This window comes from Pseudomonas sp. AGC41 (assembly GCF_057334555.1).
In genome coordinates, this window is record NZ_JBHFJB010000045.1 from 40,949 (window position 1) to 67,731 (window position 26,783).

25 protein-coding genes are annotated in these 26,783 nt (G+C 61.3%); 5 read left to right on the forward strand and 20 right to left on the reverse strand.

Annotated elements, in window-relative coordinates; all coding sequences use genetic code 11:
* Positions 1–31: 31 nt before the first annotated feature.
* Positions 32–697, reverse strand: a complete 666-nt coding sequence (locus ACE04F_RS08835; protein WP_486105951.1) for a fumarylacetoacetate hydrolase family protein — start codon at positions 695–697, stop codon at positions 32–34.
* Positions 698–731: 34 nt separating this feature from the next.
* On the reverse strand, positions 732–2,135 hold the full coding sequence (locus ACE04F_RS08840) for an FAD-binding oxidoreductase (protein ID WP_486105953.1): 1,404 nt from the start codon (positions 2,133–2,135) through the stop codon (positions 732–734).
* 204 nt (positions 2,136–2,339) lie between these two features.
* On the opposite strand from ACE04F_RS08840, the gene serA reads away from it, so the two are divergent.
* Positions 2,340–3,569, forward strand: coding sequence for a phosphoglycerate dehydrogenase (gene serA, locus ACE04F_RS08845; protein ID WP_039592617.1), 1,230 nt, complete (start codon positions 2,340–2,342; stop codon positions 3,567–3,569).
* 192 nt (positions 3,570–3,761) lie between these two features.
* On the opposite strand, the gene ACE04F_RS08850 is transcribed toward serA, so the two are convergent.
* Complete coding sequence (locus ACE04F_RS08850; RefSeq protein WP_486105955.1) at positions 3,762–4,187, reverse strand: DUF4399 domain-containing protein; 426 nt, start codon at positions 4,185–4,187, stop codon at positions 3,762–3,764.
* Positions 4,188–4,319: 132 nt separating this feature from the next.
* On the opposite strand from ACE04F_RS08850, the gene ACE04F_RS08855 reads away from it, so the two are divergent.
* A complete protein-coding gene (locus ACE04F_RS08855) occupies positions 4,320–4,886 on the forward strand; it encodes a transporter substrate-binding domain-containing protein (protein WP_486105957.1) in 567 nt (188 codons plus the stop codon).
* 181 nt (positions 4,887–5,067) lie between these two features.
* On the opposite strand, the gene ACE04F_RS08860 is transcribed toward ACE04F_RS08855, so the two are convergent.
* The 12 genes from ACE04F_RS08860 to ACE04F_RS08915 form a co-directional block, all read right to left on the reverse strand.
* Complete coding sequence (locus tag ACE04F_RS08860) at positions 5,068–5,694, reverse strand: class I SAM-dependent methyltransferase (RefSeq protein ID WP_486105959.1); 627 nt, start codon at positions 5,692–5,694, stop codon at positions 5,068–5,070.
* Positions 5,695–5,788: 94 nt separating this feature from the next.
* Positions 5,789–6,433 (reverse strand): methionine ABC transporter permease, encoded by a 645-nt coding sequence (locus ACE04F_RS08865; protein ID WP_305497552.1) that lies wholly within the window; start codon positions 6,431–6,433, stop codon positions 5,789–5,791.
* On the reverse strand, positions 6,423–7,547 hold the full coding sequence (locus tag ACE04F_RS08870) for a methionine ABC transporter ATP-binding protein (protein ID WP_486105962.1): 1,125 nt from the start codon (positions 7,545–7,547) through the stop codon (positions 6,423–6,425). Before ACE04F_RS08870 ends, ACE04F_RS08865 begins: the two co-directional genes overlap by 11 nt.
* Position 7,548: 1 nt before the next feature.
* Positions 7,549–8,358 carry a MetQ/NlpA family ABC transporter substrate-binding protein gene (locus ACE04F_RS08875; protein WP_486105964.1) on the reverse strand — a complete coding sequence of 270 codons (810 nt, stop codon included), beginning with the start codon at positions 8,356–8,358 and terminating at the stop codon, positions 7,549–7,551.
* A gap of 135 nt (positions 8,359–8,493) precedes the next feature.
* Positions 8,494–9,852 (reverse strand): LLM class flavin-dependent oxidoreductase, encoded by a 1,359-nt coding sequence (locus ACE04F_RS08880; protein WP_486105966.1) that lies wholly within the window; start codon positions 9,850–9,852, stop codon positions 8,494–8,496.
* Positions 9,852–11,045, reverse strand: a complete 1,194-nt coding sequence (locus tag ACE04F_RS08885) for an SfnB family sulfur acquisition oxidoreductase (RefSeq protein ID WP_486105968.1) — start codon at positions 11,043–11,045, stop codon at positions 9,852–9,854. The genes ACE04F_RS08880 and ACE04F_RS08885 overlap by 1 nt, the downstream gene beginning before the upstream one ends.
* Positions 11,046–11,068: 23 nt before the next feature.
* Entirely contained in the window at positions 11,069–12,310 is a 1,242-nt protein-coding gene (locus tag ACE04F_RS08890; protein WP_486105970.1) for an SfnB family sulfur acquisition oxidoreductase, read from the reverse strand.
* Positions 12,311–12,681: 371 nt separating this feature from the next.
* Positions 12,682–13,428 carry a hypothetical protein gene (locus tag ACE04F_RS08895; protein WP_486105972.1) on the reverse strand — a complete coding sequence of 249 codons (747 nt, stop codon included), beginning with the start codon at positions 13,426–13,428 and terminating at the stop codon, positions 12,682–12,684.
* A gap of 475 nt (positions 13,429–13,903) precedes the next feature.
* A complete protein-coding gene (gene tcyN, locus ACE04F_RS08900; protein ID WP_305497545.1) occupies positions 13,904–14,662 on the reverse strand; it encodes an L-cystine ABC transporter ATP-binding protein TcyN in 759 nt (252 codons plus the stop codon).
* Between the two features lie 3 nt (positions 14,663–14,665).
* On the reverse strand, positions 14,666–15,331 hold the full coding sequence (tcyL, locus tag ACE04F_RS08905; RefSeq protein WP_305497544.1) for a cystine ABC transporter permease: 666 nt from the start codon (positions 15,329–15,331) through the stop codon (positions 14,666–14,668).
* Positions 15,331–16,131, reverse strand: a complete 801-nt coding sequence (gene tcyJ / locus ACE04F_RS08910; RefSeq protein ID WP_486105974.1) for a cystine ABC transporter substrate-binding protein — start codon at positions 16,129–16,131, stop codon at positions 15,331–15,333. Before tcyJ ends, tcyL begins: the two co-directional genes overlap by 1 nt.
* Positions 16,132–16,426: 295 nt before the next feature.
* On the reverse strand, positions 16,427–17,428 hold the full coding sequence (locus tag ACE04F_RS08915; protein ID WP_486105976.1) for a D-cysteine desulfhydrase: 1,002 nt from the start codon (positions 17,426–17,428) through the stop codon (positions 16,427–16,429).
* 461 nt (positions 17,429–17,889) lie between these two features.
* Here ACE04F_RS08915 and betT point away from each other — a divergent pair, with 461 nt between their 5' ends.
* The gene (gene betT / locus ACE04F_RS08920; RefSeq protein WP_486105992.1) at positions 17,890–19,851 is read left to right on the forward strand and encodes a choline transporter BetT; all 1,962 of its coding nucleotides are present in this window, start codon (positions 17,890–17,892) and stop codon (positions 19,849–19,851) included.
* Positions 19,852–19,974: 123 nt separating this feature from the next.
* Here betT and ACE04F_RS08925 read toward each other — a convergent pair whose 3' ends face one another.
* Entirely contained in the window at positions 19,975–20,715 is a 741-nt protein-coding gene (locus tag ACE04F_RS08925) for an SDR family oxidoreductase (protein ID WP_486105978.1), read from the reverse strand.
* Between the two features lie 119 nt (positions 20,716–20,834).
* Here ACE04F_RS08925 and ACE04F_RS08930 point away from each other — a divergent pair, with 119 nt between their 5' ends.
* Together ACE04F_RS08930 and mgrA are read left to right on the forward strand one after the other, a co-directional pair.
* Positions 20,835–21,725: a LysR family transcriptional regulator gene (locus ACE04F_RS08930; RefSeq protein ID WP_486105980.1), complete on the forward strand. Its 891-nt coding sequence runs from the start codon at positions 20,835–20,837 to the stop codon at positions 21,723–21,725.
* 107 nt (positions 21,726–21,832) lie between these two features.
* On the forward strand, positions 21,833–22,870 hold the full coding sequence (gene mgrA, locus ACE04F_RS08935; RefSeq protein WP_486105982.1) for an L-glyceraldehyde 3-phosphate reductase: 1,038 nt from the start codon (positions 21,833–21,835) through the stop codon (positions 22,868–22,870).
* A 186-nt stretch (positions 22,871–23,056) separates the two neighbouring features.
* Here the strand turns inward: mgrA and tauD are convergent, their stop codons facing one another.
* The 4 genes from tauD to tauA are packed head-to-tail and all read right to left on the reverse strand — an operon-like array spanning position 23,057 to position 26,576.
* Positions 23,057–23,899 (reverse strand): taurine dioxygenase, encoded by an 843-nt coding sequence (gene tauD / locus ACE04F_RS08940; protein WP_486105984.1) that lies wholly within the window; start codon positions 23,897–23,899, stop codon positions 23,057–23,059.
* Between the two features lie 47 nt (positions 23,900–23,946).
* Entirely contained in the window at positions 23,947–24,786 is an 840-nt protein-coding gene (tauC, locus tag ACE04F_RS08945) for a taurine ABC transporter permease TauC (protein ID WP_486105986.1), read from the reverse strand.
* Positions 24,783–25,577 carry a taurine ABC transporter ATP-binding subunit gene (gene tauB, locus ACE04F_RS08950; RefSeq protein ID WP_486105988.1) on the reverse strand — a complete coding sequence of 265 codons (795 nt, stop codon included), beginning with the start codon at positions 25,575–25,577 and terminating at the stop codon, positions 24,783–24,785. Before tauB ends, tauC begins: the two co-directional genes overlap by 4 nt.
* Before the next feature lie 21 nt (positions 25,578–25,598).
* The gene (tauA, locus tag ACE04F_RS08955; RefSeq protein WP_486105990.1) at positions 25,599–26,576 is read right to left on the reverse strand and encodes a taurine ABC transporter substrate-binding protein; all 978 of its coding nucleotides are present in this window, start codon (positions 26,574–26,576) and stop codon (positions 25,599–25,601) included.
* Positions 26,577–26,783: the final 207 nt, after the last annotated feature.

Genomic DNA, 26,783 nt, shown 5'->3' on the forward strand with positions numbered 1-26,783 from the left:
CCCCCTCCCACAGTGAGGTAAGGTGTCGTGTTTAACGAACACTGCTCTCGAAGCGGCTCGCGCCCGGCAGTTCCAGCACCAGCGCGTCACCGACGTTCAACGGCCCGACGCCGGCCGGCGTGCCGGTCAGGATCACGTCGCCGGCCTGCAGCGAGAAACAGCCGGCCATGTACTGGATCATCGGCACGATGGGGTTGAGCATCAGGCTGCTGTTGCCGTCCTGGCGCACTTCGCCATTGATGACCAGGCGAACGGGGATGTCGGTCAGGTCGGCGAAGGTGTCCTTCGAGACGAACGGGGCGATCACCGCCGCGCCGTCGAAAGACTTGGCGACTTCCCAGGGCAGCCCCTTGCCCTTGAGCTCGGCCTGCTTGTCCCGCAGGGTCAGGTCCAGGGCCGGAGCGAAGCCGGAGATCGCGTCCAGCACTTCCTCAGCGCTGGGCCGGGTGGACAGCGGTTTGCCGATCAGCACGGCGATTTCCGCCTCGTAATGCACCGACCCGCGGTCGGTGGGAATGCTGAAACCGCCTTCCAGCGGCACCACGCAGCTGCCTGGCTTGATGAACAGCAACGGCTCGGTGGGCACCGGGTTATCCAGCTCCTTTGCATGCTCGGCATAGTTGCGGCCAATGCACACCACTTTCCCGATCGGGAAATGAATGCGCGTACCGTCGACATACTGGTGCTGATAGCTCATAACCGACTCCTGCCTTTGGATTTTCATCAGGTGTTTATAAGGGGCAAACCGCGAAGATCTTGCCCGGGTTCATAATGCCGTTGGGGTCGAAGACTGCCTTTACGGCTTTCATGTATTCGATCTCCACCGGCGAGCGACTGTAGGTCAGATAATCGCGTTTGGTCATGCCCACGCCGTGCTCGGCGGAAATCGAGCCGTTGTACTTCTCGACGGTCTCGAATACCCATTTGTTCACCGTCGCACACTTGGCGAAGAATTCATCCTTGCTCAGGTTTTCCGGCTTGAGGATGTTCAAGTGCAGGTTGCCGTCGCCGATGTGGCCGAACCAGACGATTTCAAAGTCTGGGTAGTGTTCGCCGACGATTGCATCGATTTCCCGCAAGAATGCCGGTACCTTCGAGACGGTCACCGAGATGTCGTTCTTGTACGGCGTCCAGTGCGAGATGGTCTCGGAGATGTATTCACGCAGCTTCCACAGGTTCTGCAGTTGGGTTTCGCTCTGGCTCATCACGCCGTCCAGCACCCAGCCTTGTTCGACGCAATGCTCAAAGGTCTCCAGCGCGTGGTTGGCGACTTCTTCGGTGGTGGCCTCGAATTCCAGCAGGGCGTAGAACGGGCAGTCGGTTTCGAACGGCGCCGGCACGTCGCCACGACCGAGGACCTTGGCCAGGGCCTTGTCGGAGAAAAATTCGAATGCGGTCAGGTCAAGCTTGCCCTGGAAGGCATGCAGCACCGGCATGATCGAATCGAAATCCGCCGTGCCGAGCACCATCGCGGTGAGGTTTTTCGGTGCCCGGTCCAGGCGCATGGTGGCTTCGACGACGAAGCCAAGCGTGCCCTCGGCGCCGATGAACAGCTGGCGCAAATCGTAGCCGGTAGCGTTCTTGATCAGGTCCTTGTTCAGCTCCAGCACGTCGCCCTTGCCGGTAACGACTTTCATGCCCGCCACCCAATTACGTGTCATGCCGTAGCGAATGACTTTGATCCCGCCGGCATTGGTGCCGATATTGCCGCCTATCTGGCTGGAACCGGCCGAAGCAAAATCCACCGGGTAGTACAGGCCATGTTCCTCGGCCTTGTTCTGCAGTTGTTCGGTGACCACACCCGGCTGGCACACGGCGGTGCGATCGGTCAGGTTCACGTCGAGAATCCGGTTCATGTAGTCGAAGGACACCACGACTTCGCCGTTGGCCGCCACGGCCGCTGCGGACAGCCCGGTACGCCCGCCCGAGGGGACCAGCGCGACCTTGCGCGCATTGGCCCAGCGCACGATGGCCTGGACCTGTTCGATGGTCTTGGGAAAGACGATGGCCACCGGCGCCGGAGCGAAATGCTTGGTCCAATCCTTGCCGTAAGCATTCAGGGAGTCGGCATCGGTCAAGACCTTGCCAGGCTCAACCAGGGTCTTCAGCTCATCTATCACGGCAGGATTGGTCATCGACAGAACTCTCGAACAATTCATGGTCATCCTGAGAACGCTTCACGTCGCAGGAATGGGTGTTTGCGGGGGGCGTATGCTAGCATACCGACCCCGCAGCGTAGTGCCCAAAGGCTGTTCTGCGGCGACGGCTGTCACGCCGGTCGGGCCGGCCCAGGCTGCCCGATTCCCTGCCATTTTTCTCCGGGACACAGGTTTACGCAGATGAGCAAGACTTCTCTCGATAAGAGCAAGATCAAGTTCCTTCTTCTCGAAGGCGTCCACCAATCGGCTGTCGACGTCCTCAAGTCGGCGGGCTACACCAGCATCGAGTACATCACCAGTTCTCTGCCGGAAGCCCAGCTCAAGGAAAAGATCGCCGATGCTCACTTCATCGGTATTCGCTCCCGTACTCAACTGACCGAAGAGATCTTCGACCACGCCAAGAAACTGGTTGCGGTCGGCTGCTTCTGCATCGGCACCAACCAGGTTGACCTCAACGCGGCCCGTGAGCGCGGTATCGCGGTGTTCAACGCGCCGTACTCCAACACCCGTTCCGTTGCCGAACTGGTGCTGGCCGAAGCGATCCTGCTGTTGCGCGGCATCCCCGAGAAAAACGCTTCCTGCCACCGTGGCGGCTGGATCAAGAGCGCGGCCAACTCCTTCGAAATCCGCGGCAAGAAGCTGGGTATCGTCGGCTACGGCTCGATCGGCACCCAGTTGTCGGTACTCGCCGAAGGCCTTGGCATGCAGGTGTTCTTCTATGACACCGTGACCAAGCTGCCGCTGGGCAACGCCACCCAGGTCAATGACCTGCACGAATTGTTGGGCATGTCCGACATCGTCACCCTGCACGTACCGGAAACCCCGGCCACTCAGTGGATGATCGGCGAGAAGGAAATCCGTGCCATCAAGAAGGGCGGGATCCTGATCAACGCCGCGCGTGGCACCGTGGTCAAGCTCGACGCCCTGGCCGAAGCGATCAAGGACAAGCACCTGATCGGCGCTGCCATCGACGTGTTCCCGGTGGAGCCGCGCTCCAACGACGACATCTTCGAAAGCCCGCTGCGTGGCCTGGACAACGTGATCCTGACCCCGCACATCGGCGGGTCTACCGCTGAAGCCCAGGCCAACATTGGCTTGGAAGTGGCGGAAAAACTGGTCAAGTACAGCGACAACGGTACCTCGGTGTCGTCGGTGAACTTCCCGGAAGTCGCCCTGCCTGCTCACCCTGGCAAGCACCGCCTGCTGCACATCCACGAAAACATTCCGGGTGTGATGAGCGAGATCAACAAGGTGTTCGCGGAAAACGGCATCAACATTTCCGGCCAGTTCCTGCAGACCAACGAGAAGGTCGGCTACGTCGTGATCGACGTCGATGCCGAATACTCGGACCTGGCGCAGGAGAAGCTGCAGCACATCAACGGCACCATTCGTTGCCGCGTGTTGTTCTAAGCTAGCCTGGCTTGCAATGAAAAAACGGGAGCCCCGCAGGGGGCTCCCGTTTTTTTATCTGATACAACACACACACCTGTGGGAGCGAGCCTGCTCGCGAAGGCCCAATATCAGCCAATACAAATATGTCTGACAGAGCGCTTTCGCGAGCAGGCTCGCTCCCACAAGAGATGCTGCGTTTTCAAGCCGGCGTTATTTCACATTCACCGTGATTTTCTCGGACACGATCGACGGGTCGAACGGCATATGGCCGCTGTCGCCCAGGATCAACTGCAAGGTGTGCTTGCCCGGGGCCAGTTTGATGGTGGCCTCGGTTTGTGCCTTGCCGAAGTGCATGTGGTGGGCGTCGGTCGGAATCGGCGCGCCTGCGGCGGGCACGTCGTCGACATCGATCAGCAAATGGTGATGGCCAGTGTTCTTGGTCACATCGCCCGCCGGGGCCAGGGCAATATTCTTGACGCCGAACTTGACCTTGAACTCCTGGCTGACGGTGGCGCCATCTTCCGGGGAAACGATGAACACTTCTGCGCCCTTGGGGGCCGGGGTCGCCGCTGTTGCCAGCATCGAGGTGCCCAACAACAGGCCAGCCAACGCGGCACGAGACATAAAGCTTTTCATTTTTTTCTCCAGTTTTTCGATGAAATCCGCTGAGTCATGACAACTTCATGAACAATCGTTGTCGAAGCCTGCAACAACCATAGCAAAGCGAGCCTGAGACGAGCGTCGCTTGTATAAATTCTAGGAGTGACCATGCGTTTCCTGCCTGGCCTGATCTGCCTGCTACCGCTTTTGAGCCCTTTGGCCAATGCCGAATTGATCGACGATATCAACGACCGGGGCGAGTTGCGCATCGCTCTTGAGGCCAACACGGCGCCCTTCAACTTCAAGGAAGACGGCAAACTCACCGGCTTCGAAGTGGAGCTGGGCGAAATGCTCGCGAGCGAGCTCGATGTACGGGCCGATTTCGTTGTCACCGATGCCGAGGATTTGTTGGCCGGTGTGGAAACCGGCAAATACGACGTCGCCATCAATCACATAGCACTGACCCCGGAACTGGCGGATCGTTTCGATACCAGTACCCCCTACAGCCAACCGGATGCGCAGTTGCTGGCGAGCAAGGACGAGTCGCAACGTCCGCTGGTGATGGCGCAGTCGTTCCAGGCGCAGGATAAGAAAGGCCCACCGCCGAGCCTGGTGATTCCATTCCAGAAGGACAATCCGGCGTTCAAGGCCAGCCTGGACAATGCCCTGGCGCGGATCAAGGAGGATGGGCGGCTGGAGCAGCTGTCGCAGAAGTGGTTGAAACAGCCGGAGTGACAACAGATGAATCATCCGTGGCGAGGGAGCTTGCTCCCGCTGGGCTGCGAAGCAGCCCTAATCCGGATCAGGTGATTTCCCAGGCAGACCGCATCAGCCGCCTTACGACGGCTGCGCCGTCGAGCGGGAGCAAGCTCCCTCGCCACGGGGGGTAGCATCCATCCGCTCGATTGATCTGCCTTCAAGCTTTACGCCACACACTCGCCAACCAGGGCTGTTGCTCCCGTGGCAGCCCCGCTGGCCGGTAATAATGCTCCAGCTCCACAAAACCTGCCGCGCCCAGCAACATGCGCCAGGCGTCGAGGTCGTGGTAGGCGCCGAAGCGCTGGCCGTTCCAGCCTTCCTGGTTTTCGCCTCGTGGGTTGGAACTGAACAGAACGCCTCCAGGCTTTAGCGTGGCGTGCAGTTGCCTGAGCACGCGGGGCAGCTCCTGGACCGGGATGTGGAACAGCACCGCGTTGGCGAAAATCCCATCAAAGCGTCCATCCGGCAGGTCGAGTTTCAGGAAATCCTGTTGCCACACCTCGCACCCGCTGTCCTGGCGGGCCATCCGGGCGAATTCTTGCGAGCCGTCCAGGCCCACGGCGATATGGCCCATGCCAGTGAACGTGCGCAAATCCCGCCCCGGACCGCAGCCGAAGTCGAGAATATGAAACGGTGCCTGGCCCTGGATGTGGCGCAGCAACGCGTCGATGTTCTGGCTGACATCATGATCGCGGGTGCCTTCGCGAAAATTCTCGGCCACGGCGTTGTAATGACCCAGGGTCGTGGCGGTGATGACTTGCAGGTCTTCGGCAGTGTGTTTCATGATCGCGGGCTTTGCTGGGAAGTGTTTGACGACTATACCGCAAGCCCGCCGGCCGCCAATCGCGAGCAGGCTTGCTCCCCCGATGAGCTGCGCTTCAGCGTTTGTTCAAACCACGCGCAAGACGATCGCCCCCCAACTGGATCACCGCGACCAGTGCCACCAGCAGCACGATCACGGTGAGCATGATCTGGCTGTCGAAACGCTGGTAGCCGTAACGGTAGGCGATGTCACCCAGGCCACCGGCGCCGATCGCCCCGGCCATGGCCGAGGAATTGATCATGGTCACCAACGTGATGGTAAAACCGCCGACGATGCCTGGCAGCGCCTCGGGCAGCAATACGTGCCAGACGATATGCCAGCGCCGGCAACCCATGGCCTGGGCCGCTTCGATCAGGCCGTGGTCGACTTCCCGCAGGCTGACTTCGGCGATGCGGGCAAAAAACGGCGTCGCGGCGATGGTCAGCGGCACCACCGCAGCCCACACCCCATAGGTCGTTCCGACGATCAGCCGGGTGAACGGAATCAGCGCCACCATCAGGATCAGGAACGGAATCGAGCGAAACAGGTTCACGAACGCGCCCAAGGCACGGTTCAGCGCCGGTGCCTGGTAAATGCCGCCCTTGCCGCTGGTGACCAGGATAACCGCCAGCGGAATGCCCGCCAGCAACGCGATCAATGACGACACGCCAACCATCAGGAACGTGTCGATGAAGCCCTGCAATAACCGATCAAACCACATAACCCAGCACCTCCACCCGTTGTGCCCATGCACCTGCCCGCTGACGCAGCTCCTCGGCGCCCAGTGAGGAGCCGCTCACGGCGAGCAGTAATTGTCCCAGCCCATGCCCCTGGATCCGTTCGATGCCGCCGTGCAGCAGTCGCACCCGGCCACCGAGGGCGCCGAACAGGGCCGCGAGGTCCGGTTCATCGCGGGCGGCACCGGTGAATTGCAGGCGCAGCACCGTGGCGGCGTCCGCCGATGCCGGGTGCGGCTGCAAACGGTTCTGCAGTTCTTCAGGCAGCGCGTGCTGCAACGGCGCCAGCAGCGTCCGGCTGACCTCATGTTGCGGGTTGCCGAAGACTTCCCAGACCGGCCCCTGCTCAACGATCCGCCCCTGCTCCAGCACCACCACCCGGTCGCAGACTTCGCGGATCACCGCCATCTCATGGGTAATCAGCACGATCGTCAGGCCCAGCCGCTGGTTGATCTCGCGTAGCAGGCCGAGGATCGACTGGGTGGTCTCCGGATCCAGCGCCGAAGTGGCCTCGTCACACAGCAGGATCTGCGGATCGTGGACCAGCGCCCGGGCGATGCCGACCCGCTGCTTCTGCCCGCCTGAGAGTTGTGCCGGATAGGCCTTGTGCTTGCCATCCAGACCCACCAGTTCGAGCAGCTCGCGGACCTTGCGCTGGCGTTGCTCCTTGGGCACCCCGGCGACTTTCAGCGGCAGCTCGACGTTCTGCCAGACGGTCTTGGCCGACATCAGGTTGAAATGCTGGAAGATCATGCCGATGCGTCGGCGCAGCTCGACCAGGCGATCTTCATCGAATTCGCCGATGTCCACCTGATCGATGAGCACCCGTCCGCTGGTGGGTTGCTCGAGGCGGTTGATGGTGCGGATCAGCGATGACTTGCCGGCGCCGCTGCGGCCGATGATGCCGAACACCTCGCCGCGCTGGATCGCCAGGTCGATGCCGTGCAGCGCATTCACCGGTCCCTGGGCGCCCAGGTAGGTTTTGCCCAGGCTGACAAAACGCACGTGGGCCCGGTTGAGCTGTGGATGCAGCTCGGTGCTTTCGGCGCTTCGGCGCGTAGGCGTTTGCTGTTCAAGCAAAGCGTTGACGGCATTCATATCAGCTTTCCCAGCCGGCTTGATAAAGCTTGCCATGGGCCTTGTCCAAGGCTGCGCGCACGGCCGGGGAGTGCTGATAGATATCAACGAACTTGATCAGCCGCGGGTCGCTTTTGCTTTTGGGCTGGATCACGAACTGGATAACGTATTCCTTATGATCGAGGCCGTCGAAGAGCAGCGCGGACGTCGCGTCGAAGGTATTTGCCAGGCGGATATAGGCCGGATAACCCTGCACCAGATCGGCGTCTTCATAGGCGCGCACCAGTTGTACGGCTTCGACCTGCAGGATCTTGATCTTCTTCGGGTTGGCGACGACGTCGTCTTCGGTGGCTTTGTAGCCGACGCCCGACTTGAGCTGGATCAGCCCGGCCTTGGCCAGCAGTTGCAAGCCGCGACCGCTGTTGATCGGGTCGTTGGCAATGGCGACGCTCGCGCCTTCGGGCAGCTCGTCGAAGCTTTTATATTTTTTCGAGTAGAGGCCGACGTTGTTGATGATTCCCGGCGCGAACGGCACCAGGTCGAACCCAGCGGCCGCCTTGGCGTTTTCCAGGAAGGGAATGTGCTGGAAATAATTCACGTCAATGTCACCCGAAGCGAGGCTGACGTTAGGCGCGATCCAGTCGCTGAATTCCACCAGTTCGACCTTCAGGCCTTGTTTGCCGGCCTCTTCGACAGCGGCCTCCAAAGGAATGGCGAAGGCGGCGGTGGTGCCGATTTTCAACGGCGCGTCGGCGGCGAACAGCGCTGAACTGAACAGGCCGAGGGCCAGGGCCAGTGCTTTGACTGGCAGGGTCAGGAGTTGCTTGGTCATGTTGGTTGTTCCAGTCATTAATGAGTCATGTGCTTTTGTGGCGAGGGAGCTTGCTCCCGCTGGGCTACGAAATAGCCCAGAGCTTTTTTGGCCGGGCTTCGCCCACCAGCGGGAGCAAGCGCCTCGCCACGGGGGTCATCGTCGGTAGTTCGAGCCAGTGTGTTGGCCGGGTAGTCGCGCTTCTGCATGAAACAGCTTTGCCCGCAACGTGCCGTCGTCGTATTCGGTCTTGTACGACCCGCGGCGCTGCAGCTCGGGAATCACCAGGTCGATGAAATCCACGTAGCTTTGTGGCGTGACGATGCGGGTCAGGTTGAAGCCGTCGAGGCCGGTCTCGGCGATCCACGATTCCAGCTCGTCGGCAACCTGTTCGGGCGAGCCGACAACGGTGATGTAGCGACCGCCCAAGGCGTGTTGCTCCAGAAGCTTGCGTCGGGTCCAGTCGTTGTTCTGCAAGGTCTTGGTCGCGGACTGGATGGCGTTGCTCTTCACGTACTGGATCGGTTCGTCCAGTTCGTACTCGGAAAAATCGATGCCCGTCGACGCGGAGAAATGCGCCACGCCGGCCTCGGCGCTGGCATACCCCAGGTACTCGGCATGCTTGGCCCAGGCCGCTGCTTCGGTCTCGCCGACAATCACGTTCAGGCCCATGAACACCTTGATATCCTCGGCATCGCGCCCGGCCGCGACGGCGCTGGCGCGGACCTTGTCCACCTGGGCCCTGGTCGCCGGCTTGTTCTGGCCGCTGATGAACACGCACTCGGCGTGGCGCCCGGCGAACAGCAGCCCGCGCTCGGAGCTGCCGGCCTGGAACAGCACCGGTGTGCGTTGGGGCGATGGCTCGCAGAGGTGATAACCCTCGACCTGATAGAACTCGCCCTGATGCCTGACCTTGTGCACTTTTTCTGGCTGGGCGTAGATCCGTTGCTGGCGATCGTTGAGCACCGCATCGTCTTCCCAGCTGCCCTCCCAGAGTTTGTAGAGCACCTCCAGGTACTCGTCGGCCTGGTCATAACGGCGGTCGTGCTCGACCTGCGCGCCGAGGCCCATGGCTTTCGCGGCGCTGTCCAGGTAACCGGTGACAATGTTCCAGCCAACCCGTCCGCGACTCAGATGATCCAGCGTGCTCATGCGTCGGGCGAACAGGTACGGCGGCTCATAGGTGAGGTTGGCGGTGAGGCCGAAGCCGAGGTTGCGGGTGACGGCAGCCATTGCCGAGACCAGCAGCAACGGGTCGTTGACCGGCAGCTGGATCGACTCTTTCAGCGTGACATCCACCGATTGCTGGTAAACGTCGTAGACCCCGACGATATCGGCAATGAACAACCCGTCGAACAGACCGCGCTCCAGCAGCTGGGCCAGGCCGGTCCAGTATTCGAGCGTGTTGTACTGGGTCGAGGTGTCCTGCGGATGCGTCCACAAGCCGTGGTTGATATGGCCGATGCAGTTCATGTTGAACGCGTTGAGGAGGATTTTTTTCTTGCCGAGGGCCATCAGATGGTCCCTCGCAATGGTGGTTTTTCGTCGTTGAGGTAGAAATTGCCGACCGCGTGGTATTTCCAGCGCACCGGGTCATGCAGGGTGTGCACCCGGGCGTTGCGCCAGTGACGATCCAGGCCATGTTCGGCCAGGGTCGCCTGGCTGCCGGCCAGTTCGAACAGCGTGCTGCCGGCGGCCAGGGAGATTTCGGTGCTGATAGCCCGAGCTTCGGCCACGGCAATCGAGGCCGCCGCCACCGTTTCGGCGTGGGTGTCGGCCTGGGCGCGGTCGAGGAATTCGCCGGCGCGCTCCAGCAAGGCTTCGGCGGCGTGCAGGCGAATGCTCAGATGGCCGAAGCTCTTGAGCGTATGCGGATCCTGGGTGGCGACATCGCTGGTGGCGTCGATCCACGGCCGGGTTTTGCTGCGGACAAAATGCAACGCATCTTCATAGGCGGCGCGGGCAATGCCGGTGTCAATGGCGGCATGGAGAATCTGCGCCAGCGGGCCTACCGGAGTAGGGCGTTCGAAGGCGCTCTGGAACGGCACGACGTCTTCTGCGGCGACATGCACGGCTTCGAACACTACCGAGCCGCTGCCCGTGGTGCGCTGGCCGAAACCGCTCCAGTCATCGACGACTGTCAGGCCCTGGCTGTTGCGCGGGACGAATGCCAACTGTTGCACGCCGTTCTCGTCCACCACCGAAGTAGGGATGCGCTGGGCATAGATCGCCCCGGTGGCGTAAAACTTGCGGCCGTTGATGCGGTACCCGTCGCCATCGCGAAGCAGTTGGGTGGTGCGCTCGTGAGCAGTCCTGGTTCCCAGCTCCGCCAGGGCATTGCCGAACCGCTGACCGGCCAGCACTTCGGCATACAGCCGTTGCTTCTGGGCTTCGCTACCGTTTACCCGCAGCACTTCCAGGGCGTAGTAGTGGTTCTGGGGGATTTGCCCGAGCGAGCCATCGGCCTGGGCGATCAACGCCACGACCTTCGCCAGCGTGACGTTGGAAACGCCCGCGCCGCCGTAGGCCTTGGGCACGCTGATGCCCCACAGGCCGGAGCGGGTGAAGGCTTCCAGCTCCGGGTGCGGCAAGCGCCGTTCGCGATCGCGCAGGGCGCTGTCGCGCTTGAAGTCATCGGCCAGGTCGCTGGCGACAATGAGGGCTTGTTCATCGCTGGTGATCACCGCGACGTGTTGGGAAAGCGTCATGTGCTGCTCCAGTAGTCGGGCCGTCAGATCCAGGAATGTCGGGCGGGCAAGGTGCCGTTCAGGTGGTAGTCGCCGATTGCGTGGTATTTCCAGCGCACCGGGTCGTGCAGGGTGTGGACCCGCGCGTTGCGCCAGTGGCGGTCGAGGTTGAACTCGGCAAGGGTGGCGCGGCTGCCGGCCAGCTCGAAGAGTTTTTCGCTGGCTTGCAGGGCGATTTCGGTGGTCAGCACCTTGGCTTCGGCGACGGCTATCGAAGCGCGCGCGGCGGACTGTGCAGTGATCGGCGCGGCGTTGACCTGGTCCAGTACGTGCCCTGCCTTGCGCAGCAGAGCCTCGGCGGCATGCAGTTCGATTTTCAGCTTGCCGACGTCGGCGATCACGTACAGATCGTCGCTGGCCCGCTCGACCTTGGCATCGATCCAGGGCCGGGCGCGTTCGCGAACGAAGGCGATAGTGTCGTCGATGGCGCCGCGGGCGATGCCCAGGTCAATTGCCGCCTGGATCAACTGCGAGAAGGCGCCTTGCACGTTGGGCGTTTCGTTGATGCGCCAGTTGTCCAGGATCAATTCGGCGTCGACCCGCACGTTGTTCAGTAGCACGGTACCGCTGGCCGTGGTGCGCTGGCCGAAGCCCGACCAGTCGTCGACGATGCGCAGGCCCGGGGTGCCGCGCCGGACGAAAGCCAGCACCTGGCGACCTTCGTCGTTCAATGTTTTCACGGCGACCCAATGGGCGAACAGGGCGCCGGTGGAGTAGAACTTCTGTCCATTGATGACGAAGCCATCGCCATCGGCGGTGATCCGCGCCTTGAGGTCCAGGGTGTTGCGGGTGCCGCGCTCCGGCCCGGCGTTGCCGATGCGCCAGCCTTCGAGCACGCTCTGGAGGAGAGTTTTCTTTTGCCGTTCGGTGCCCGTGGCGAGAATCAGCTGGAGCACGCCGAACTGGTTCTGCGGGATCTGCCCGAGGGCTGGATCGGCCGCGGAAATGATCGCGAACACTTCGGCGATGGTAACTGACGAGACTTGCGGCCCGCCGTACTCACGAGGAACGGCAATGCTGCCAAGCCCGCTGCGGGTGAATTGCTCGATTTCCGCCCAGGGCAGCTTGCGCTGCTGATCGCGGCGCGCGGCCTGCTGGCGAGCAACCTGTGCGAGTTCATGCGCGGCCTTGATTGCCTCGGCATCGGTGCGCAGCACCTGTGCCGGCAATAACAATGGAGCCACATCCAGGTCGCTATGGACCTTTGCTTGCGCCAGATCGGACATTACAGCCACTCCGTGGCTGCGTGCAGTGCCTTGGCGCCCTGCACCGGGGCGTTTGTGTTCCGTACCATACCCACCTCACATCTCAAGAAAACACCGCGATGAATGCGGTGGCGAAAATCAAGAATGTCCGGTGGTCCGGTCGATATACCCTAAACGCGTATAAAATGTTTTTGAACTATCATTTAGGAATATCGATAGGTTGGATTTATATTGGGGCAGTGCCGCTCGGGTCAAACTGCTTTTGTGGCGAGGGAGCTTGCTCCCGCCGGGTTGCGCAGCGACCCGCTTTCCAGTGGTTGCCGCCCACTGGAGCGTCGTCAGCCGAGGGAGCAAGCTTCTCGCTACAAAACCGATTATTTTGCCAAGGCATTTCAACGACCCACAACGCTTCCGGCGGGGTCCTTCAGATACGCATTTGCGCAACCGATCTTCAATGTCCGCGGCGGTGCCCAATGGGAGGTGTTGCCTACACGATCAAGGATGCAATAGGTCACTTCCAGGCGCAGGTCTTCGCCGGCTTCGGTGATTATTTCCGGTGGCACCCAGACATGGACCGGCTGGCCCACCTCGCAAGGTTTGATCCGAGGCAGGTCCATGCGTACGTCGCCCCAACGCAAAGTGATCGCATCGTCGGCGGCCATGTTCAGGTAGGGCTCGATGGTCAGCGGTACGCCACGCTTGATCTGATTCGGATTGACGCCCTGGCGACGGATGGCCTGGGGGATACGCACGGGTGCCAGGCTCTGGTTTTCATCGCCGATCAAGGTCGAAGGCCGACCTCCGGGGCAATCGAGTTTGACTTGCACCCGTTGTGGGGCCGACAGCGCCGGCCCACGCCCAACCCGCATGACGCGATAATGGATGCACGACGTCCCGTTGACGACGAAGCTTTCCGGTATCCGCAGCGTGATGCCGCCATGGGTATCCGCCTCGGATACCTGGCGGGAGCCGACGTAGCAGTTATCCCAGAACAGTTCGATCAGATCGCCCGCGTCCATGCCGGAATAAGGTGTGATAAGCACTTCCAGCCGAGCGGCACTGGTGATGTTGATACCGGTATGCAGGGCATTGGCCAGCGCGGGCGCGGCCAGTTCGAGGATCGGTGACGTACATGTCATGGTGTTCTCCTTGGTGTCCATATCGAGCTGTTTCATAAAGGTCAAAGGCACGGATAAACGCGGCATTGTTTATTGCGTTGCAATAAAATCATGAACTTTCTGTGCAGGACTGAGGGAATAAAAAATAATGCGCGTCGCCTGTTGGCTTCTAGATAAGGGTTGGGCAGTTACAGTGTCAATAGAAGGGCGGGATTAATGCTTGATTGATTAACTCTTCAGAAGTTTCCTACGCGATGCAGTTAGTAATGCGTGCCGTCAGACGCCACTTTCCTTGCCCCAGCGCCTATCGTATTGCTTACGGTAGCTGAAGGCGCGAGACAGTGGTCGGACGGTTCGACATAAGTGTTACGCAAGGTGTGCGCATGTCGTGCTGACAAGTTTCTAAACTGAGGGCGGGGCTGTAAGTTGTTTTGTAGCGATCAAGAGTATGACGTAAAAGTTACCCACTTCCTTCCATGGAAGTGGCCCGGATAACTTATTGCGCGGCGTGTGCGGAGAGGAACTTGCTGAGGAATTGTCGAGTACGCTCTTCTTTAGGCGCCGCGAACAAAGCCTTGGCTTCCCCTTGCTCGACGATCACACCTTTATCGAAGAACACCACGCGATTGGCCACGTCCCGGGCGAAGCCCATTTCGTGGGTGACGATCACCATGGTGCGTTTTTCTTCGGCCAGGCCGCGAATGGTCGCCAGCACTTCGCCCACCAGTTCGGGGTCGAGGGCTGAGGTCGGCTCGTCGAACAGGATCACTGCCGGTTCCATCGCCAGCGCCCGGGCAATTGCCACGCGCTGCTGCTGACCGCCGGACAGGCGCCGTGGGTAGGCGTCTTCCTTGCCGGCCAGCCCGACCTTGGCCAGGAGCTTGCGCCCCAGGGCTTCGGCTTCGGCACGGGGAATTTTTTTCACCACCTGCGGGCCTTCGGTGACATTTTCCAATGCGGTGCGATGGGGGAACAGGTTGAAGTTCTGGAATACGAACCCTACCTGCTGGCGCAAACGCCTGACCAGGCCCTGTTGCTGGTTCAGCGGGCGGCTGCCATCGATCTCGATGTCGCCGACCTTGATCCGGCCACTGCTGGGTTCTTCGAGGAAGTTCAGGCAGCGCAGGAAGGTGGTCTTGCCCGAGCCGCTGGGGCCGATGATCGCAACCACTTCGCCTTCTTCGATCTTCAGGTCGATGCCGTTGAGCACTACCTGACCCTTGAACTGCTTTGTCAGTTTTTCCACGACAATCATCGGTCAGGACTCCTGGTCATGCCGATTGACCCGGGCTTCCAGGACGTTCTGCAAGTGCGAAAGCACGGTGGCAAGAACCCAATAGATCAGCGCGGCGGCAAGGTACATGGTGAAGATTTCGAAGGTTCTGGCGGTGATCAACTGCGCTTGGCGGAACAGCTCCGGTACCTGGATGGTCGCCGCCAATGCAGTGTCCTTGACCAGGGAGATGAAGCTGTTGCCCAACGGTGGCAGGGCTGTGCGTGCGGCTTGCGGCAGGATGGCCCGACGCAGGGTCTGCGCGCGGGTCATGCCGATACTGGCCGCCGCTTCCCACTGGCCGCGTTCGATGGAGCTGATCGCGGCCCGCAGGATTTCGCAGGCGTAGGCCGCCATGTTCAGCGAGAAACCGATCAGTGCCGCCGGCAGTGGGTCCAGCTCGATGCCCAGTTGCGGCAAGCCGTAATAGATCACGAACAACTGCACCAGCAACGGCGTGCCGCGAAAGAACGACACGTAGATGCGGGCGATCCAGTTCACCGGTTTGAAGCGCGACAAACGCATCAGCGCCAGGCCAAACCCGAGCAGCAAGCCGAAGAACATGCCGCCCAGGCTGAGGATGACCGTGTAATACGCGCCCTTGAGCAGAAAGGGCGCGGAGTCCAGCGCGAGTTGAAGTGCTGCTTCCATTATTGAGTGACGTCAGCGCTGAAGTATTTTTCCGAGAGCTTTTTCAGCGTGCCGTCGGCGCGCAGTTTTTCGATGGCCTTGTTCACGGCTGCCAGCAGCTCGGACTCGCCTTTGCGCAGGGCAATGCCAGACTCCTGGCGAGAAAAGGCTTCGCTGGTGACGGTGGTGTCGTTGGCTTTCTTGGCGTATTCCAGCGCGGCCAGGCGGTCGATCAGGATGGTGTCGATGCGGCCGACACGCAGGTCCTGGAACTTGGTTGGGTCATCGTCGTAGGTCTTGACCTGGGCGCCCGGTACCTCTGCCTTGACCCATTGCTCATAGTTGGTGCCCAGGCCCACGCCGACTTTTTTGCCGTCCAGGTCAGCCGCTTTCTTGATGTTCAGTTCGTCGGCTTTTTTGGTCAGTACCAGCGCCTGGATACCGGAAATGGTGTACGGCTCGGAGAAGTCGTACTTTTTCTTGCGCTCTTCGGAGATGGTCACCTGGTTCACCACAGCGTCAAGGCGCTTGGATTCCAGGGCAGCGAGGATACCGGCCCATGGGGTCGTCTGCAGCTTGACCTTGACCCCCAGTTCCTTGGCCAGGGCTTCGGAAAATTCCACTTCGAAGCCAGTCAGTTTGCCGCTGTCATCCACAAAACTGAACGGTGGATAAGTGCCTTCCAGGCCGATCTTGATTTCACCAGCGTCCTTGATTTTCTGCAGCTGCTCACCGGCAACCGCTTGCCCCATCAGCCCGGCGCTCAATGCCAGGCCCAGCGAACCCACCAGCAGGTTGCGACGTAATGCGGAAAAATTCATGACAAGCCCCTGTATTTTTATGATGACGTTTATCTGGAAGAGAAAGGCGTAGCCGCGATCCGAAAGAATTGCCACATCCTGCCCTAAAAGCAGGCTTTGCGTCTCGTGGCAAATACGCCTGCGGCGCGACTATAGGTTGGGTCGTATAGATTGGAAAATAATATTAAATCACGAACATATTCCAATATGTAATCAACATCTTGAGGGAGCGAGCCTGCTCGCGAAGGCGGTATGTCAGCTAAATACCCCCGACTGATCGACTGCCATCGCGAGCAAACTCGCTTTACAGCGACATTTACCGAGCCTGGAACACCGAGTCATAGGCAAACAGCGCCGGTGCACCGCCGGTATGCAGGAAGATGATCGGGCCGTTTTCGAAGCGGTCGCGCCCGATACCGTCGAGCAGCCCGGCCATGGCCTTGCCGGTATAGACCGGATCGAGCAGCAGGCCTTCCTGGCTCGCCAGCAACTTGACCGCCGCCAGCGTACCGGCGTTGGGCTCGCCGTAGCGGGGGGCGAAGTACTCGTCCCACAAATTCACTTTAAAGGCCGGTGGCAGGGTCATTTCCAGCAGCTGCGCGGTGCGTTCGGCCAGCCCCTGGACTTTCGGAAACTGGTCTTCCTCGCTGCGTGAAACCGTCACGCCAATCACCGGAAGGTCCGGCAGGGTTTCGCTCAGTGCCAGCGCCAGGCCGCCATGGGTGCCGGCACTGCCCGAGGCCAGCACCACGGCGGCAAATTCAAGCCCGGTGTCCTTGATCTGTTCGGCCAACTCCAGGCCCGCGCGCACATAGCCCAAGGCGCCCAGGGCATTCGACCCGCCAATTGGCACCAGGTAAGGTTTTTTCCCGTTGCTACGCAGGCGGCTCGCAAGGGCCTGCAACTGTTCGTCGGCGTTGTCCAGGTTTTCAACAAGTTCGACCTTGGCATCGAACAGCTCCAGCAACAGCCGGTTGCCGTTGCCCAGGTAATTGCTGTCCTCGGTGCCGATGGGGTTTTCCAGCAACGCCACGCAACCCAGGCCCAGCTTCGCCGCCAGGGCAGCGGTCTGGCGCACATGATTGGACTGGATCGCGCCGGCAGTGACAAGCGTGTCGGCGCCTTGGGCCAGGGCGTCGGCGGCAAGGTATTCAAGCTTGCGCAACTTGTTGCCGCCCAGTGCAAGGGGCGTCAGGTCGTCGCGCTTGACGTAGATGTCGCGGCCGAGCCAGGCGGAGAGACGGTCGAGTTTTTCCAGAGGCGTCGGATGGCTGAGCAGATCGAGACGATGGAAGCGAGACAACTGTTCTTTGATCATGAGTCCGTACTGGCTGTAGGCGATATCCGGACTATAGGCAGCTGAGTATTCACGGGCAACCGGGATGTGGGTGTGAGGGCGCGGATAACGATAAACCCCTGTGGGAGCGAGCCTGCTCGCGAAAGCGGTGAATCAGCCAATGAAGATGTCGATTGTCAGCACGTCATCGCGAGCAAGCTCGCTCCCACAGGGGTTGGCTACGTTTGAACGAAATCACTTCAGGCAACGTCATACCCACCCATGGGCTAGTGTAGGAAACGTGCCATTGAGCCCTGCGATTAGTCCTTGGCAGCCCTTTCATGTTTAACTTGAACGTTCATTCAAGTTAAACCATTGGTTTGCTGCCCGCTCACAACAGGAGGCTTGCCTTTGCCGAGTCCGTTTGCGCACGTCATGATTTCGCTTTGCGAGGTGCACCGTCGATGAGTACTTCGTCCCTCCCATCCAGCGGCCTGGTCCGCATGAATCCGCCGGTGTTTTATTTCGCCGCGACCTTCATCCTGCTGTTTGGCCTGGTCGTCATCGCCGTACCGGAGCAAGCTGGCGCCTGGTTGCTGGCCGCGCAGAACTGGGCGGCCAATACGGTCGGCTGGTATTACATGTTGGCGATGACCCTGTATCTGGTCTTCGTGGTGGTCACCGCCTTGTCCGGCTACGGCAAGATCAAGCTCGGTGCCGACCACGACGAGCCCGAATTCAGCTACCTGTCCTGGGCCGGCATGTTGTTCGCCGCCGGGATCAGCATCACCCTGTTTTTCTTTTGCGTATCCGAGCCCCTGACCCATCTGGTCCAGCCGCCCCAGGGCGAAGCCGGCAGTGCCGATGCGGCGCGCCAGGCGATGCAGATTCTGTTCCTGCACTGGGGTTTGCACGGCTGGGGTGTGTTCGCTTTCGTTGGCATGGCCCTGGCGTACTTCGCCTACCGGCACAACCTGCCGCTGGCCTTGCGGTCGGCGTTGTACCCGCTGATCGGCAAGCGTATCAACGGCCCGATCGGTTATGCGGTGGACGGCTTCGGCATTATCGCGACCGTGTTCGGCCTTGGCGCGGACATGGGCTTTGGTGTGCTGCACCTCAATTCCGGTCTGGATTACCTCTTCGGCATCGCTCACACCCAGTGGATCCAGGTCGGGCTGATCGTGCTGATGATGGGCGCGGCGATCATTGTCGCCGTGGCCGGCGTCGACAAGGGCGTGCGTGTCATGTCCGATATCAACATGCTGCTAGCCTGCGCGCTGTTGCTGTTTGTGCTGTTCGCCGGGCCGACCCAGCATTTGCTCAATACGCTTATCCAGAATATCGGCGACTATCTCGGCGCCCTGCCGATGAAGAGTTTCGACCTGTATGCCTACAACGAGCCCAGCGACTGGCTGGGCGGTTGGACGGTGTTCTACTGGGCGTGGTGGATCGCCTGGTCGCCGTTCGTGGGGCTGTTTATCGCACGGATATCCCGTGGCCGGACGATTCGTGAATTCGTGTTCGGCGTGCTGCTGATCCCCCTCGGTTTCACCCTGGCGTGGATGTCGATTTTCGGTAACAGCGCGATCGATCAGGTCCTGAACCATGGCATGAGCGCCCTGGGCATGTCGGCCTTGGACAACCCGTCGATGAGCCTTTACCTGCTGCTGGAAACCTACCCGTGGAGCAAGACGGTGATCGCGGTCACGGTGTTTATCAGCTTCGTGTTTTTTGTCACGTCCGCCGACTCCGGCACCGTGGTGCTGTCGACGTTGTCGGCCAAGGGTGGCAGCCCCGATGAGGACGGGCCGAAATGGCTGCGGGTGTTCTGGGGCGCGATGACTGCCCTGGTGACCAGTGCCTTGCTGTTCTCCGGCAGCATCGATGCCTTGAAGTCGGCGGTGGTGCTGACGTCCTTGCCGTTCTCGTTGATTCTGCTGCTGATGATGTGGGGCCTGCATAAGGCGTTCTACCTGGAGTCGCAGAAGCAGATCGCGCAGTTGCATTCCCTCGCGCCGGTGTCGGGCTCCCGGCGGGGCACTGGCGGCTGGCGTCAGCGCTTGAGCCAGGCGGTGCATTTTCCTTCTCGCGACGAGGTGTATCGCTTCCTCGATACCACGGTGCGTCCGGCCATCGAGGAGGTGAAGGCGGTATTCGCCGAAAAGGGCCTGACGGTGATGACCCAGCCAGACCCGGCCAACGACAGCGTCAGCCTGGAAATCGGCCACGGCGAACAGCATCCGTTCATCTATCAGGTGCAGATGCGGGGTTACTTCACGCCGTCCCTCGCCCGGGGTGGCATGGGCTCCAAACAGATCAACAATCGTCGCTACTACCGCGCCGAAGTACACCTGAGCGAGGGCAGCCAGGACTACGACCTGGTGGGGTATTCCAAGGAGCAGGTCATCAACGACATCCTCGACCAGTACGAGCGGCACATGCAGTTTCTGCATCTGGTGCGCTGACAGGAAAGAGTCTGCACCGCTCCGAGGCCTTCGCGAGCAGGCTCGCTCCCACAGGGATATGCGATACCCTGTGGGAGCGAGCCTGCTCGCGAAGGCGGTTTGGAGGGTGCCGCAGAGCACGCCTCAGACCAGCCCTCCGTTAGCCCGCAGAATCTGGCCGTTCACCCAACCAGCGGTCGGGCTTACCAGGAATGACACGATGCTGGCGATGTCTTCCGGCTGGCCGAGGCGCTCCAGCGGCGGCATCTTCGCATAGTGCTGGACCTGCTCTTCGCTTTTGCCGTGCATGAACAGTTCGGTGGCGACCGGCCCCGGAGCCACGGCATTGACGGTGATCTGGCGACCGCGCAGTTCCTTGGCAAACACCTGTGTCAGGGATTCCACCGCGGCCTTGCTGGCGATATACACCGAGTACCCCGGCAGGTTCATGCCCACGGTACTGCTGGAAAAATTCACGATGCGGCCGCCATCGCTCAGCCGGGTCGCGGCCTCGCGCAGGGTGTTGAAGGTGCCACGGGTGTTGATGGCGAACGTGCGGTCGAACAACTCGTCGCTGTGCTGCGCCAACGGCATGACCTGGAGGATGCCGGCGTTGTTGATCAATACATCGACCTTGCCCAGTTGCGCTTCGACTTCATCGAACATCCGGCTGACGTCGGCGGCCACCGACACGTCGGCCTTCACCGCTATGGCCGGGTGCCCGGCCTGACGCAACTGCACCGCCAGCTGCGAGGCCTCGGTGGCGCTGCTGGCGAAGTTGATGGCGATGGCGAAACCATCGCTCGCCAGTTGCCTGGCTATCTGCGCGCCGATCCCACGGGAGGCACCGGTGACGATGGCGACTTTGGCGTTCTGAGCAGTCATGGCAAGGATCTCCTTGAGATTCGTAATGGGTTGAGGCGAGATTCACATGTTTACGCGCGGCGATAAATGCAGGAGAGTTGCCTTGACTGTTCAAAATTCCTCAACAATCAGGGCTTCAGATGGACCAAGTCAAGGCGATGAAGGTGTTTGTCCGTATCTACGAGCGCAGCAGCTTCACCCTGGCTGCCGAAGACCTGAACATGCCCCGCGCCACGCTGACCCATACGCTCAATCAATTCGAAGCCTGGCTGGGTGTCCGTCTGCTGGAACGCAGCACACGCAGGGTGCGCCCGACCCTCGATGGCGAGGCCTATTACCCGCGTTGCGTGCAATTGTTGGCGGAACTCGAAGAAGCCGAGCTGGCGTTTCGCGGGGTGGCACCCAAGGGCAAGTTGAGGGTGGATCTGCATGGAACTCAGGCGCGGTATTTCGTGATCCCGGCGTTGCCGCAATTCATGGCCCGTTACCCGGATATCGAACTGTTCATCAGTGAAGCGGACCGTTTCGTCGACCTGATCGCCGAGGGCGTCGATTGCGTCGTGCGCTCCGGTACGTTGGCGGATTCGTCATTGATTGGCCGGCGTGTCGCCAATCTTCGCCAGATCACCTGTGCCAGCCCCGCTTACCTGCGCCAATACGGTGAACCGAAAAGCCTGGCGGATCTCAAGCAGCACAAGGCGGTGAACTACGTCTCGCGCACCACCGCCAAGCTTTATCCATTCGAATTCATGGTCGACGGCGAGCTCAAGGAGGTTCCGATCGGGGGCGCGTTGTCGGTGTCCGGGGCGGAAATCTACGCGGCATCGGCGATCGCCGGCATGGGCCTGATCCAATGCCCGTATTACCGAATGGAGGAGCCGATCCGCCAAGGCCTGATCCGCGAAGTGCTCGCCGCGACACCGCCACCGTCGATGCCGGTATCGGTGGTTTATCCACACAACCGACACATGTCACCGCGGGTACGGGTGTTCGTGGATTGGGTGGCGGAGGTTTTTGCGCAGGCGCGTTAGGGCTCGGGGAGGCGCTCCTACCCTCAATTTGCGAACTTTCGACCTGACCGGTGCGTCTGTGAAATGTTAGCTTCTGCCACCCGCCGTCCGAACAGAGAGCTTTTTCGATGACCTATACCGCTGCGCAAAACCGCTACGAAACCATCCCTTACCGCCGCGTCGGGCGCAGCGGGCTGGTACTGCCGGCCTTGTCACTCGGCTTGTGGCACAACTTCGGCGACAGCACGCCGATCGACACTCAGCGAGCCTTGTTGCGCACGGCATTCGACCTAGGCATCAATCATTTTGACCTGGCGAATAACTACGGCCCGCCCTACGGCAGCGCCGAAATCAATTTCGGCCGGTTGCTGCGTGAAGATTTCCAGCAATACCGCGACGAACTGATCATCTCCAGCAAGGCCGGCTGGGACATGTGGCCAGGCCCTTATGGCCAGGGCGGCGGTTCGCGCAAATACGTGCTGGCCAGCCTTGACCAGAGCCTTCAGCGCCTCGGTCTGGACTACGTGGACATCTTTTACTCGCACCGCTTCGATGCGGACACGCCACTGGAAGAAACCGCCAGCGCCCTGGCCACCGCCGTGCAGCAGGGCAAGGCCCTGTACATCGGCATTTCTTCATATTCGGGCGTGAAGACCCGGGAAATGTCGGCGCTGCTTCAGGAATGGAAAGTGCCGCTGTTGATCCATCAGCCGGCCTACAACCTGCTCAACCGTTGGGTCGAGAAGGACTTGCTGGAGGCCACCGAGGAACTGGGCACTGGCGTGATCGCCTTCACGCCGCTGGCCCAGGGTCTGCTGACCGACAAATACCTCAAGGGCATTCCCGCCGATGCGCGGGTCAATCGCCCAGGCGGCGGTTCGTTGCAGGCCTCGCATCTGTCGGAGGAAAACATCGCCCACGTACGCGCCCTCAACGAGATCGCCCAGCGGCGCGGCCAGAGCCTGGCGCAAATGGCCCTGGCCTGGACATTGCGCGATCCACGGGTCACCTCGGCCCTGATCGGCGCCAGTCGGCCCGAGCAGATCGTCGAGAACGTCGGCGCGCTGCAGAATCTCGAGTTCAGCGCCGGAGAGTTGGCCGAGATCGACCGGTTTGCCCAGGAAGGCGGGATCAACCTGTGGGAGAAACCTTCGACGGCTGAGTAATTCCAGCCGGTTTATCAGGTTGAACGCAGGACCCGTGGCGAGGGAGCTTGCTCCCGCTGGGTCGCGAAGCGGCCCCCAGTTCATCTTGCTTGCGCATGATGAACTGATCCGAGATTTTGGGACTGCTACGCAGCCGAGCGGGAGCAAGCTCCCTCGCCACGGGGATATGGGGCGTTTGGGGAGCACTCACCGGAAAAACGGCACATCTCCCAACACTGTCGCCCGATGCATCACCCGCCGGTTGGGGCGGTAGTCGTCCACGGCGAAATGCTGGGTCACGCGGTTGTCCCAGAAGGCCACGTCGTTGGCCTGCCAGCGCCAGCGAACGGTGAACTCCGGACGCGTCGCATGGGCAAACAGCAATTTCAGGATCGCCTCGCTTTCGGTTTCCGACAGCTCATTGATGCGCGTAGTGAAGCCTTCGTTGACGAACAGCGCGCGGCGGCCGCTCACCGGATGAGTGCGAATCACCGGATGCGAAAGCGGTGGATTCTTGCGCCGTGCTTCTTCCCAACGTAGCCGGTCCTCCGCCGTGTTGCCAAAGCGCTCGAGCGGAAACGAACGGGTAAAGTCGTGGGTCGCCGTCAGGCCCGCCAACAGGCTTTTCAACGGTGCCGACAAGGCTTCGTAGGCCGCGATGCCGCTGGCCCACAACGTATCGCCGCCGAATACCGGCAGCAGCTTGGCGCTGAGTACCGCGCCCATGGCCGGGGTCGGCAGGAAGGTCACGTCGGTGTGCCACACCGCGTTGTCGCGCACATCGGTGACGGCCGTGTCGAGCACCAGCACTTCGGGCTGCTCCGGCACGTTGGGGTAGATCGGGTGGATGTGCAGGTCGCCAAAGTACGCGGCGAAACGGGCCTGTTGCGCGGGTTCGATCGGCTGGTCGCGGAAGAACAGCAGCTGATATTCGAGCAATGCCTGCTCGATGGTGTCACGGTCTTCCGGGGCCAGTGGCTGGCTGATATCGATCCCGCTGATCTGCGCGCCAAGGGCAACGCTCAGGGGGGTAACGGTCGGGCGGCTCATCGTCATTCTCTCGGATCGGCGCCGAATGTCGGCGTGGTCATCAGGGTTCAGTGGGCCTGGCCGTGCCACGGCACCAGTTTGCGTTGCAGGGCGCGCAGGCCCATTTCCATGGCGAAGGCGATCAGCGCAATCACCAGGATCCCCAGCACCACCACATCGGTGACCAGGAACTGCGCCGCCGATTGCACCATGAACCCCAGGCCGCTGGTGGCCGCGATCAGTTCGGCGGCGACCAGCGTCGACCAGCCCACGCCCAGGCCGATGCGGATACCGGTGAGGATGTCGGGCAGGGCGCTGGGTACGATCACATGGCGAATCAATTGCGTCCGCGTGGCCCCCAGCGATTGGGCAGCCCGCAGTTTGGCCGGGTCGACGGTGCGCACGCCGGTTGCAGTGGCGATGGCGATCGGGGCGAAAATCGCCAGGTAGATCAGCAGGACTTTCGACAGCTCACCGATGCCGCACCAGATCACGATCAGCGGCAGGTAAGCCAGGGGTGGAATCGGCCGGTAGAACTCGATCAGCGGATCGAGCACGCCACGGGCAATACGGTTGGCACCGATGGCGATACCCACCGGCACTGCCGTCAACACCGCGAACAGCAGGCCCAGGCCAATCCGCCCGAGGCTTGCGCCGAGGTGCTGCCAGAGCGTGGAATCCATGTAGCCGCTGGTAGCCAGCAGCCAGCCTTTCTGCAGCACGGCGGAGGGCGGCGGCAGGAAGAGCGGTTCGATCAGGCCGCTGGCGGTAACGGCCCACCAGAGCAACAGCAGCACCACCAGCGTCAGGCCGCTGATCCATCGCGTGCTCAGGGTACGGCGCGCGAGGACTGGGGGGCGGGAGGCCACGGCGTCGTTGGTCACGGCTGGAATTTCATAGCTGCTCATGCGCGCTCCTGTTGCCGAGTGGCGCTGCGTTGGGAGAACACTTTCGCCAGCACATGCTCGCGGGTTTCGATCAAGCGCGGGTCGGACTTGATCGACCGCGCCGATTCCCCCGCGCCATAGCGACGCCCGAAATCCAGGCTCAGGCGCTCGACGATTTGCCCCGGATCGGGGGCCAGCAGGATCAGGTCGGTGGCGAGGAATACCGCTTCCTCGATGTCATGGGTGATCAGGAACACCGGTTTGGCAGTGCGCTGCCAGACCTGTAGCAGCAGTTCCTGCATCTGTTCACGGGTGAACGCGTCCAGGGCGCCGAAGGGCTCGTCCATCAGCAGTATCCGCGGATCGGCCGCCAACGCGCGGGCCAACCCGACGCGTTGTTTCTGGCCACCGGACAGTTGCCAGACACGGCGCTTTTCGAAACCGGCCAGGTCCACCAGGGCGAGCATCTCCCGCGCACGCGCTTCGCGTTTGTCCCGGGCTACCCCCGCCAGTTCCAGACCGAACCCGACGTTCGCCAGCACGTCTTGCCAAGGCAACAGCGCATCGTCCTGGAACACTACGCCGCGCTCGGCACCCGGGCCTTTGACCGGAATGCCGTCCAGGGTGATCTGGCCGGTGCTGGGCTCGACGAACCCGGCGATCAGGTTCAGCAGCGAAGTCTTGCCACTGCCGGAGGGACCGAGGGCAACCAGCAACTGCTGCGGGCTCAAGGTCAACGAAATATCCGCCAGTACCGGTTTTGTTGCGCCGGGGTACTGTGCGCTGATGCGCTCCAGCTGTAGCAAGGCCATCTCGACGTCTCCTGTTTTTGATCAGCGGGTGATGTATTTGGCGCTGACGTATGGCGCGTAGTCCGGCAGCACGGCTTCAACCTTGCCTTGCTCTTTGAGGAACGCGGCGGTGTTGGTGATCGCCTGGGTGGTTGGGGCACCGAGGCTGACCACCTGGTCGGCGGCCAACGGGAAGACATTGCCTTGCAACAGCAATGGAATGTCGCTGGCCTTGGCGCCGGAGAGTTTCACCAGCTTGTCGATGTTCGAGGCGTCGGCCAGCCAGGCTTGCGGGTCCTTGCGGTACTGGGCGTAGGCGTCCAGGGTGACCTTGGCGAAAGCCGTGACGATCTCGGGATGCTTCTGGGCGAAGTCCTTGCGCACGATCCAGGCGTCGAAGGTTGGCGCGCCGAACTGGGCCAATTCAGCGGAGGTGATCAGCACCTTGCCGTTTTCCTTGGCCACGCCCAAGGCCGGGTCCCAGACGTAGGTGGCGTCGATGTCGCCGCGCTTCCAGGCGGCGATGATGGCTGGAGGCGCGAGGTTGAGCACGGTGACTTTCGACGGGTCGATGTTCCAGTGTTTCAGCGCGGCGAGCAGGCTGTAATGACCGGTGGAAACAAACGGCACGGCGATTTTCTTGCCGATCAGGTCCTGCGGCGTGTTGATGCCGGAGCCATCACGGGCGACCAAGGCTTCGGCGGCGCCGATCTGGGTGGCGATGAGGAAGGTTTCCACCGGAACCTTGCGGGTGATGGCGGCGGTCAGCGGGCTGGAACCCAGGTAACCGATCTGCACATCGCCCGAAGCAATGGCGGCGATGATATCGGCGCCGTTGTCGAATTTTCGCCAGTTGATCTTGGCTTGGGTGGCTTTTTCATAAGCGCCGTCGGCCTGGGCGACTTTGGCCGGGTCGACGGTGGTCTGATAGGCCACGGTCAGGTCGGCCGCCTGTGCGAAAAGGCTCGCCGCGGCCAGGGAGGCGGCCGCGAGAAGGCGAAGGGGGAAACGCAAAGACATGGAGAAGCTCCTCAACAGGCCGCCGGAGAGTCGGCGTTGGAGGAGACTAAATGATCTAAGAATGAGTAAATAAATAACTTTTTCGAATTAGCTTATCTGCGAACACATCTATCCAGGATGGCTGATAACCCCCGTGGCGAGGGAGCTTGCTCCCGCTCGGCTGCGTAGCGGCCGCAAGATGGGCCTGCTGCGCAGACCAGCAGGAGC

Bases quoted from the DNA above. Each gene is read 5' to 3' on its own strand.
- tcyL (WP_305497544.1), bottom strand. From the start codon at position 15,331: ATGGAAGCAGCACTTCAACTCGCGCTGGACTCCGCGCCCTTTCTGCTC.
- tauB (WP_486105988.1), bottom strand. From the start codon at position 25,577: ATGGCCTTGCTACAGCTGGAGCGCATCAGCGCACAGTACCCCGGCGCA.
- tauC (WP_486105986.1), bottom strand. From the start codon at position 24,786: ATGAGCAGCTATGAAATTCCAGCCGTGACCAACGACGCCGTGGCCTCC.
- ACE04F_RS08870 (WP_486105962.1), bottom strand. From the start codon at position 7,547: ATGAATGCCGTCAACGCTTTGCTTGAACAGCAAACGCCTACGCGCCGA.
- ACE04F_RS08840 (WP_486105953.1), bottom strand. From the start codon at position 2,135: ATGACCAATCCTGCCGTGATAGATGAGCTGAAGACCCTGGTTGAGCCT.
- ACE04F_RS08860 (WP_486105959.1), bottom strand. From the start codon at position 5,694: ATGAAACACACTGCCGAAGACCTGCAAGTCATCACCGCCACGACCCTG.
- ACE04F_RS08890 (WP_486105970.1), bottom strand. From the start codon at position 12,310: ATGTCCGATCTGGCGCAAGCAAAGGTCCATAGCGACCTGGATGTGGCT.
- ACE04F_RS08855 (WP_486105957.1), top strand. From the start codon at position 4,320: ATGCGTTTCCTGCCTGGCCTGATCTGCCTGCTACCGCTTTTGAGCCCT.
- tauD (WP_486105984.1), bottom strand. From the start codon at position 23,899: ATGAGCCGCCCGACCGTTACCCCCCTGAGCGTTGCCCTTGGCGCGCAG.
- ACE04F_RS08865 (WP_305497552.1), bottom strand. From the start codon at position 6,433: ATGTGGTTTGATCGGTTATTGCAGGGCTTCATCGACACGTTCCTGATG.
- ACE04F_RS08930 (WP_486105980.1), top strand. From the start codon at position 20,835: ATGGACCAAGTCAAGGCGATGAAGGTGTTTGTCCGTATCTACGAGCGC.
- betT (WP_486105992.1), top strand. From the start codon at position 17,890: ATGAATCCGCCGGTGTTTTATTTCGCCGCGACCTTCATCCTGCTGTTT.
- ACE04F_RS08835 (WP_486105951.1), bottom strand. From the start codon at position 697: ATGAGCTATCAGCACCAGTATGTCGACGGTACGCGCATTCATTTCCCG.
- tcyJ (WP_486105974.1), bottom strand. From the start codon at position 16,131: ATGAATTTTTCCGCATTACGTCGCAACCTGCTGGTGGGTTCGCTGGGC.
- ACE04F_RS08850 (WP_486105955.1), bottom strand. From the start codon at position 4,187: ATGAAAAGCTTTATGTCTCGTGCCGCGTTGGCTGGCCTGTTGTTGGGC.
- ACE04F_RS08885 (WP_486105968.1), bottom strand. From the start codon at position 11,045: ATGACGCTTTCCCAACACGTCGCGGTGATCACCAGCGATGAACAAGCC.
- tauA (WP_486105990.1), bottom strand. From the start codon at position 26,576: ATGTCTTTGCGTTTCCCCCTTCGCCTTCTCGCGGCCGCCTCCCTGGCC.
- ACE04F_RS08915 (WP_486105976.1), bottom strand. From the start codon at position 17,428: ATGATCAAAGAACAGTTGTCTCGCTTCCATCGTCTCGATCTGCTCAGC.
- ACE04F_RS08875 (WP_486105964.1), bottom strand. From the start codon at position 8,358: ATGACCAAGCAACTCCTGACCCTGCCAGTCAAAGCACTGGCCCTGGCC.
- serA (WP_039592617.1), top strand. From the start codon at position 2,340: ATGAGCAAGACTTCTCTCGATAAGAGCAAGATCAAGTTCCTTCTTCTC.
- ACE04F_RS08880 (WP_486105966.1), bottom strand. From the start codon at position 9,852: ATGGCCCTCGGCAAGAAAAAAATCCTCCTCAACGCGTTCAACATGAAC.
- ACE04F_RS08895 (WP_486105972.1), bottom strand. From the start codon at position 13,428: ATGACATGTACGTCACCGATCCTCGAACTGGCCGCGCCCGCGCTGGCC.
- tcyN (WP_305497545.1), bottom strand. From the start codon at position 14,662: ATGATTGTCGTGGAAAAACTGACAAAGCAGTTCAAGGGTCAGGTAGTG.
- mgrA (WP_486105982.1), top strand. From the start codon at position 21,833: ATGACCTATACCGCTGCGCAAAACCGCTACGAAACCATCCCTTACCGC.
- ACE04F_RS08925 (WP_486105978.1), bottom strand. From the start codon at position 20,715: ATGACTGCTCAGAACGCCAAAGTCGCCATCGTCACCGGTGCCTCCCGT.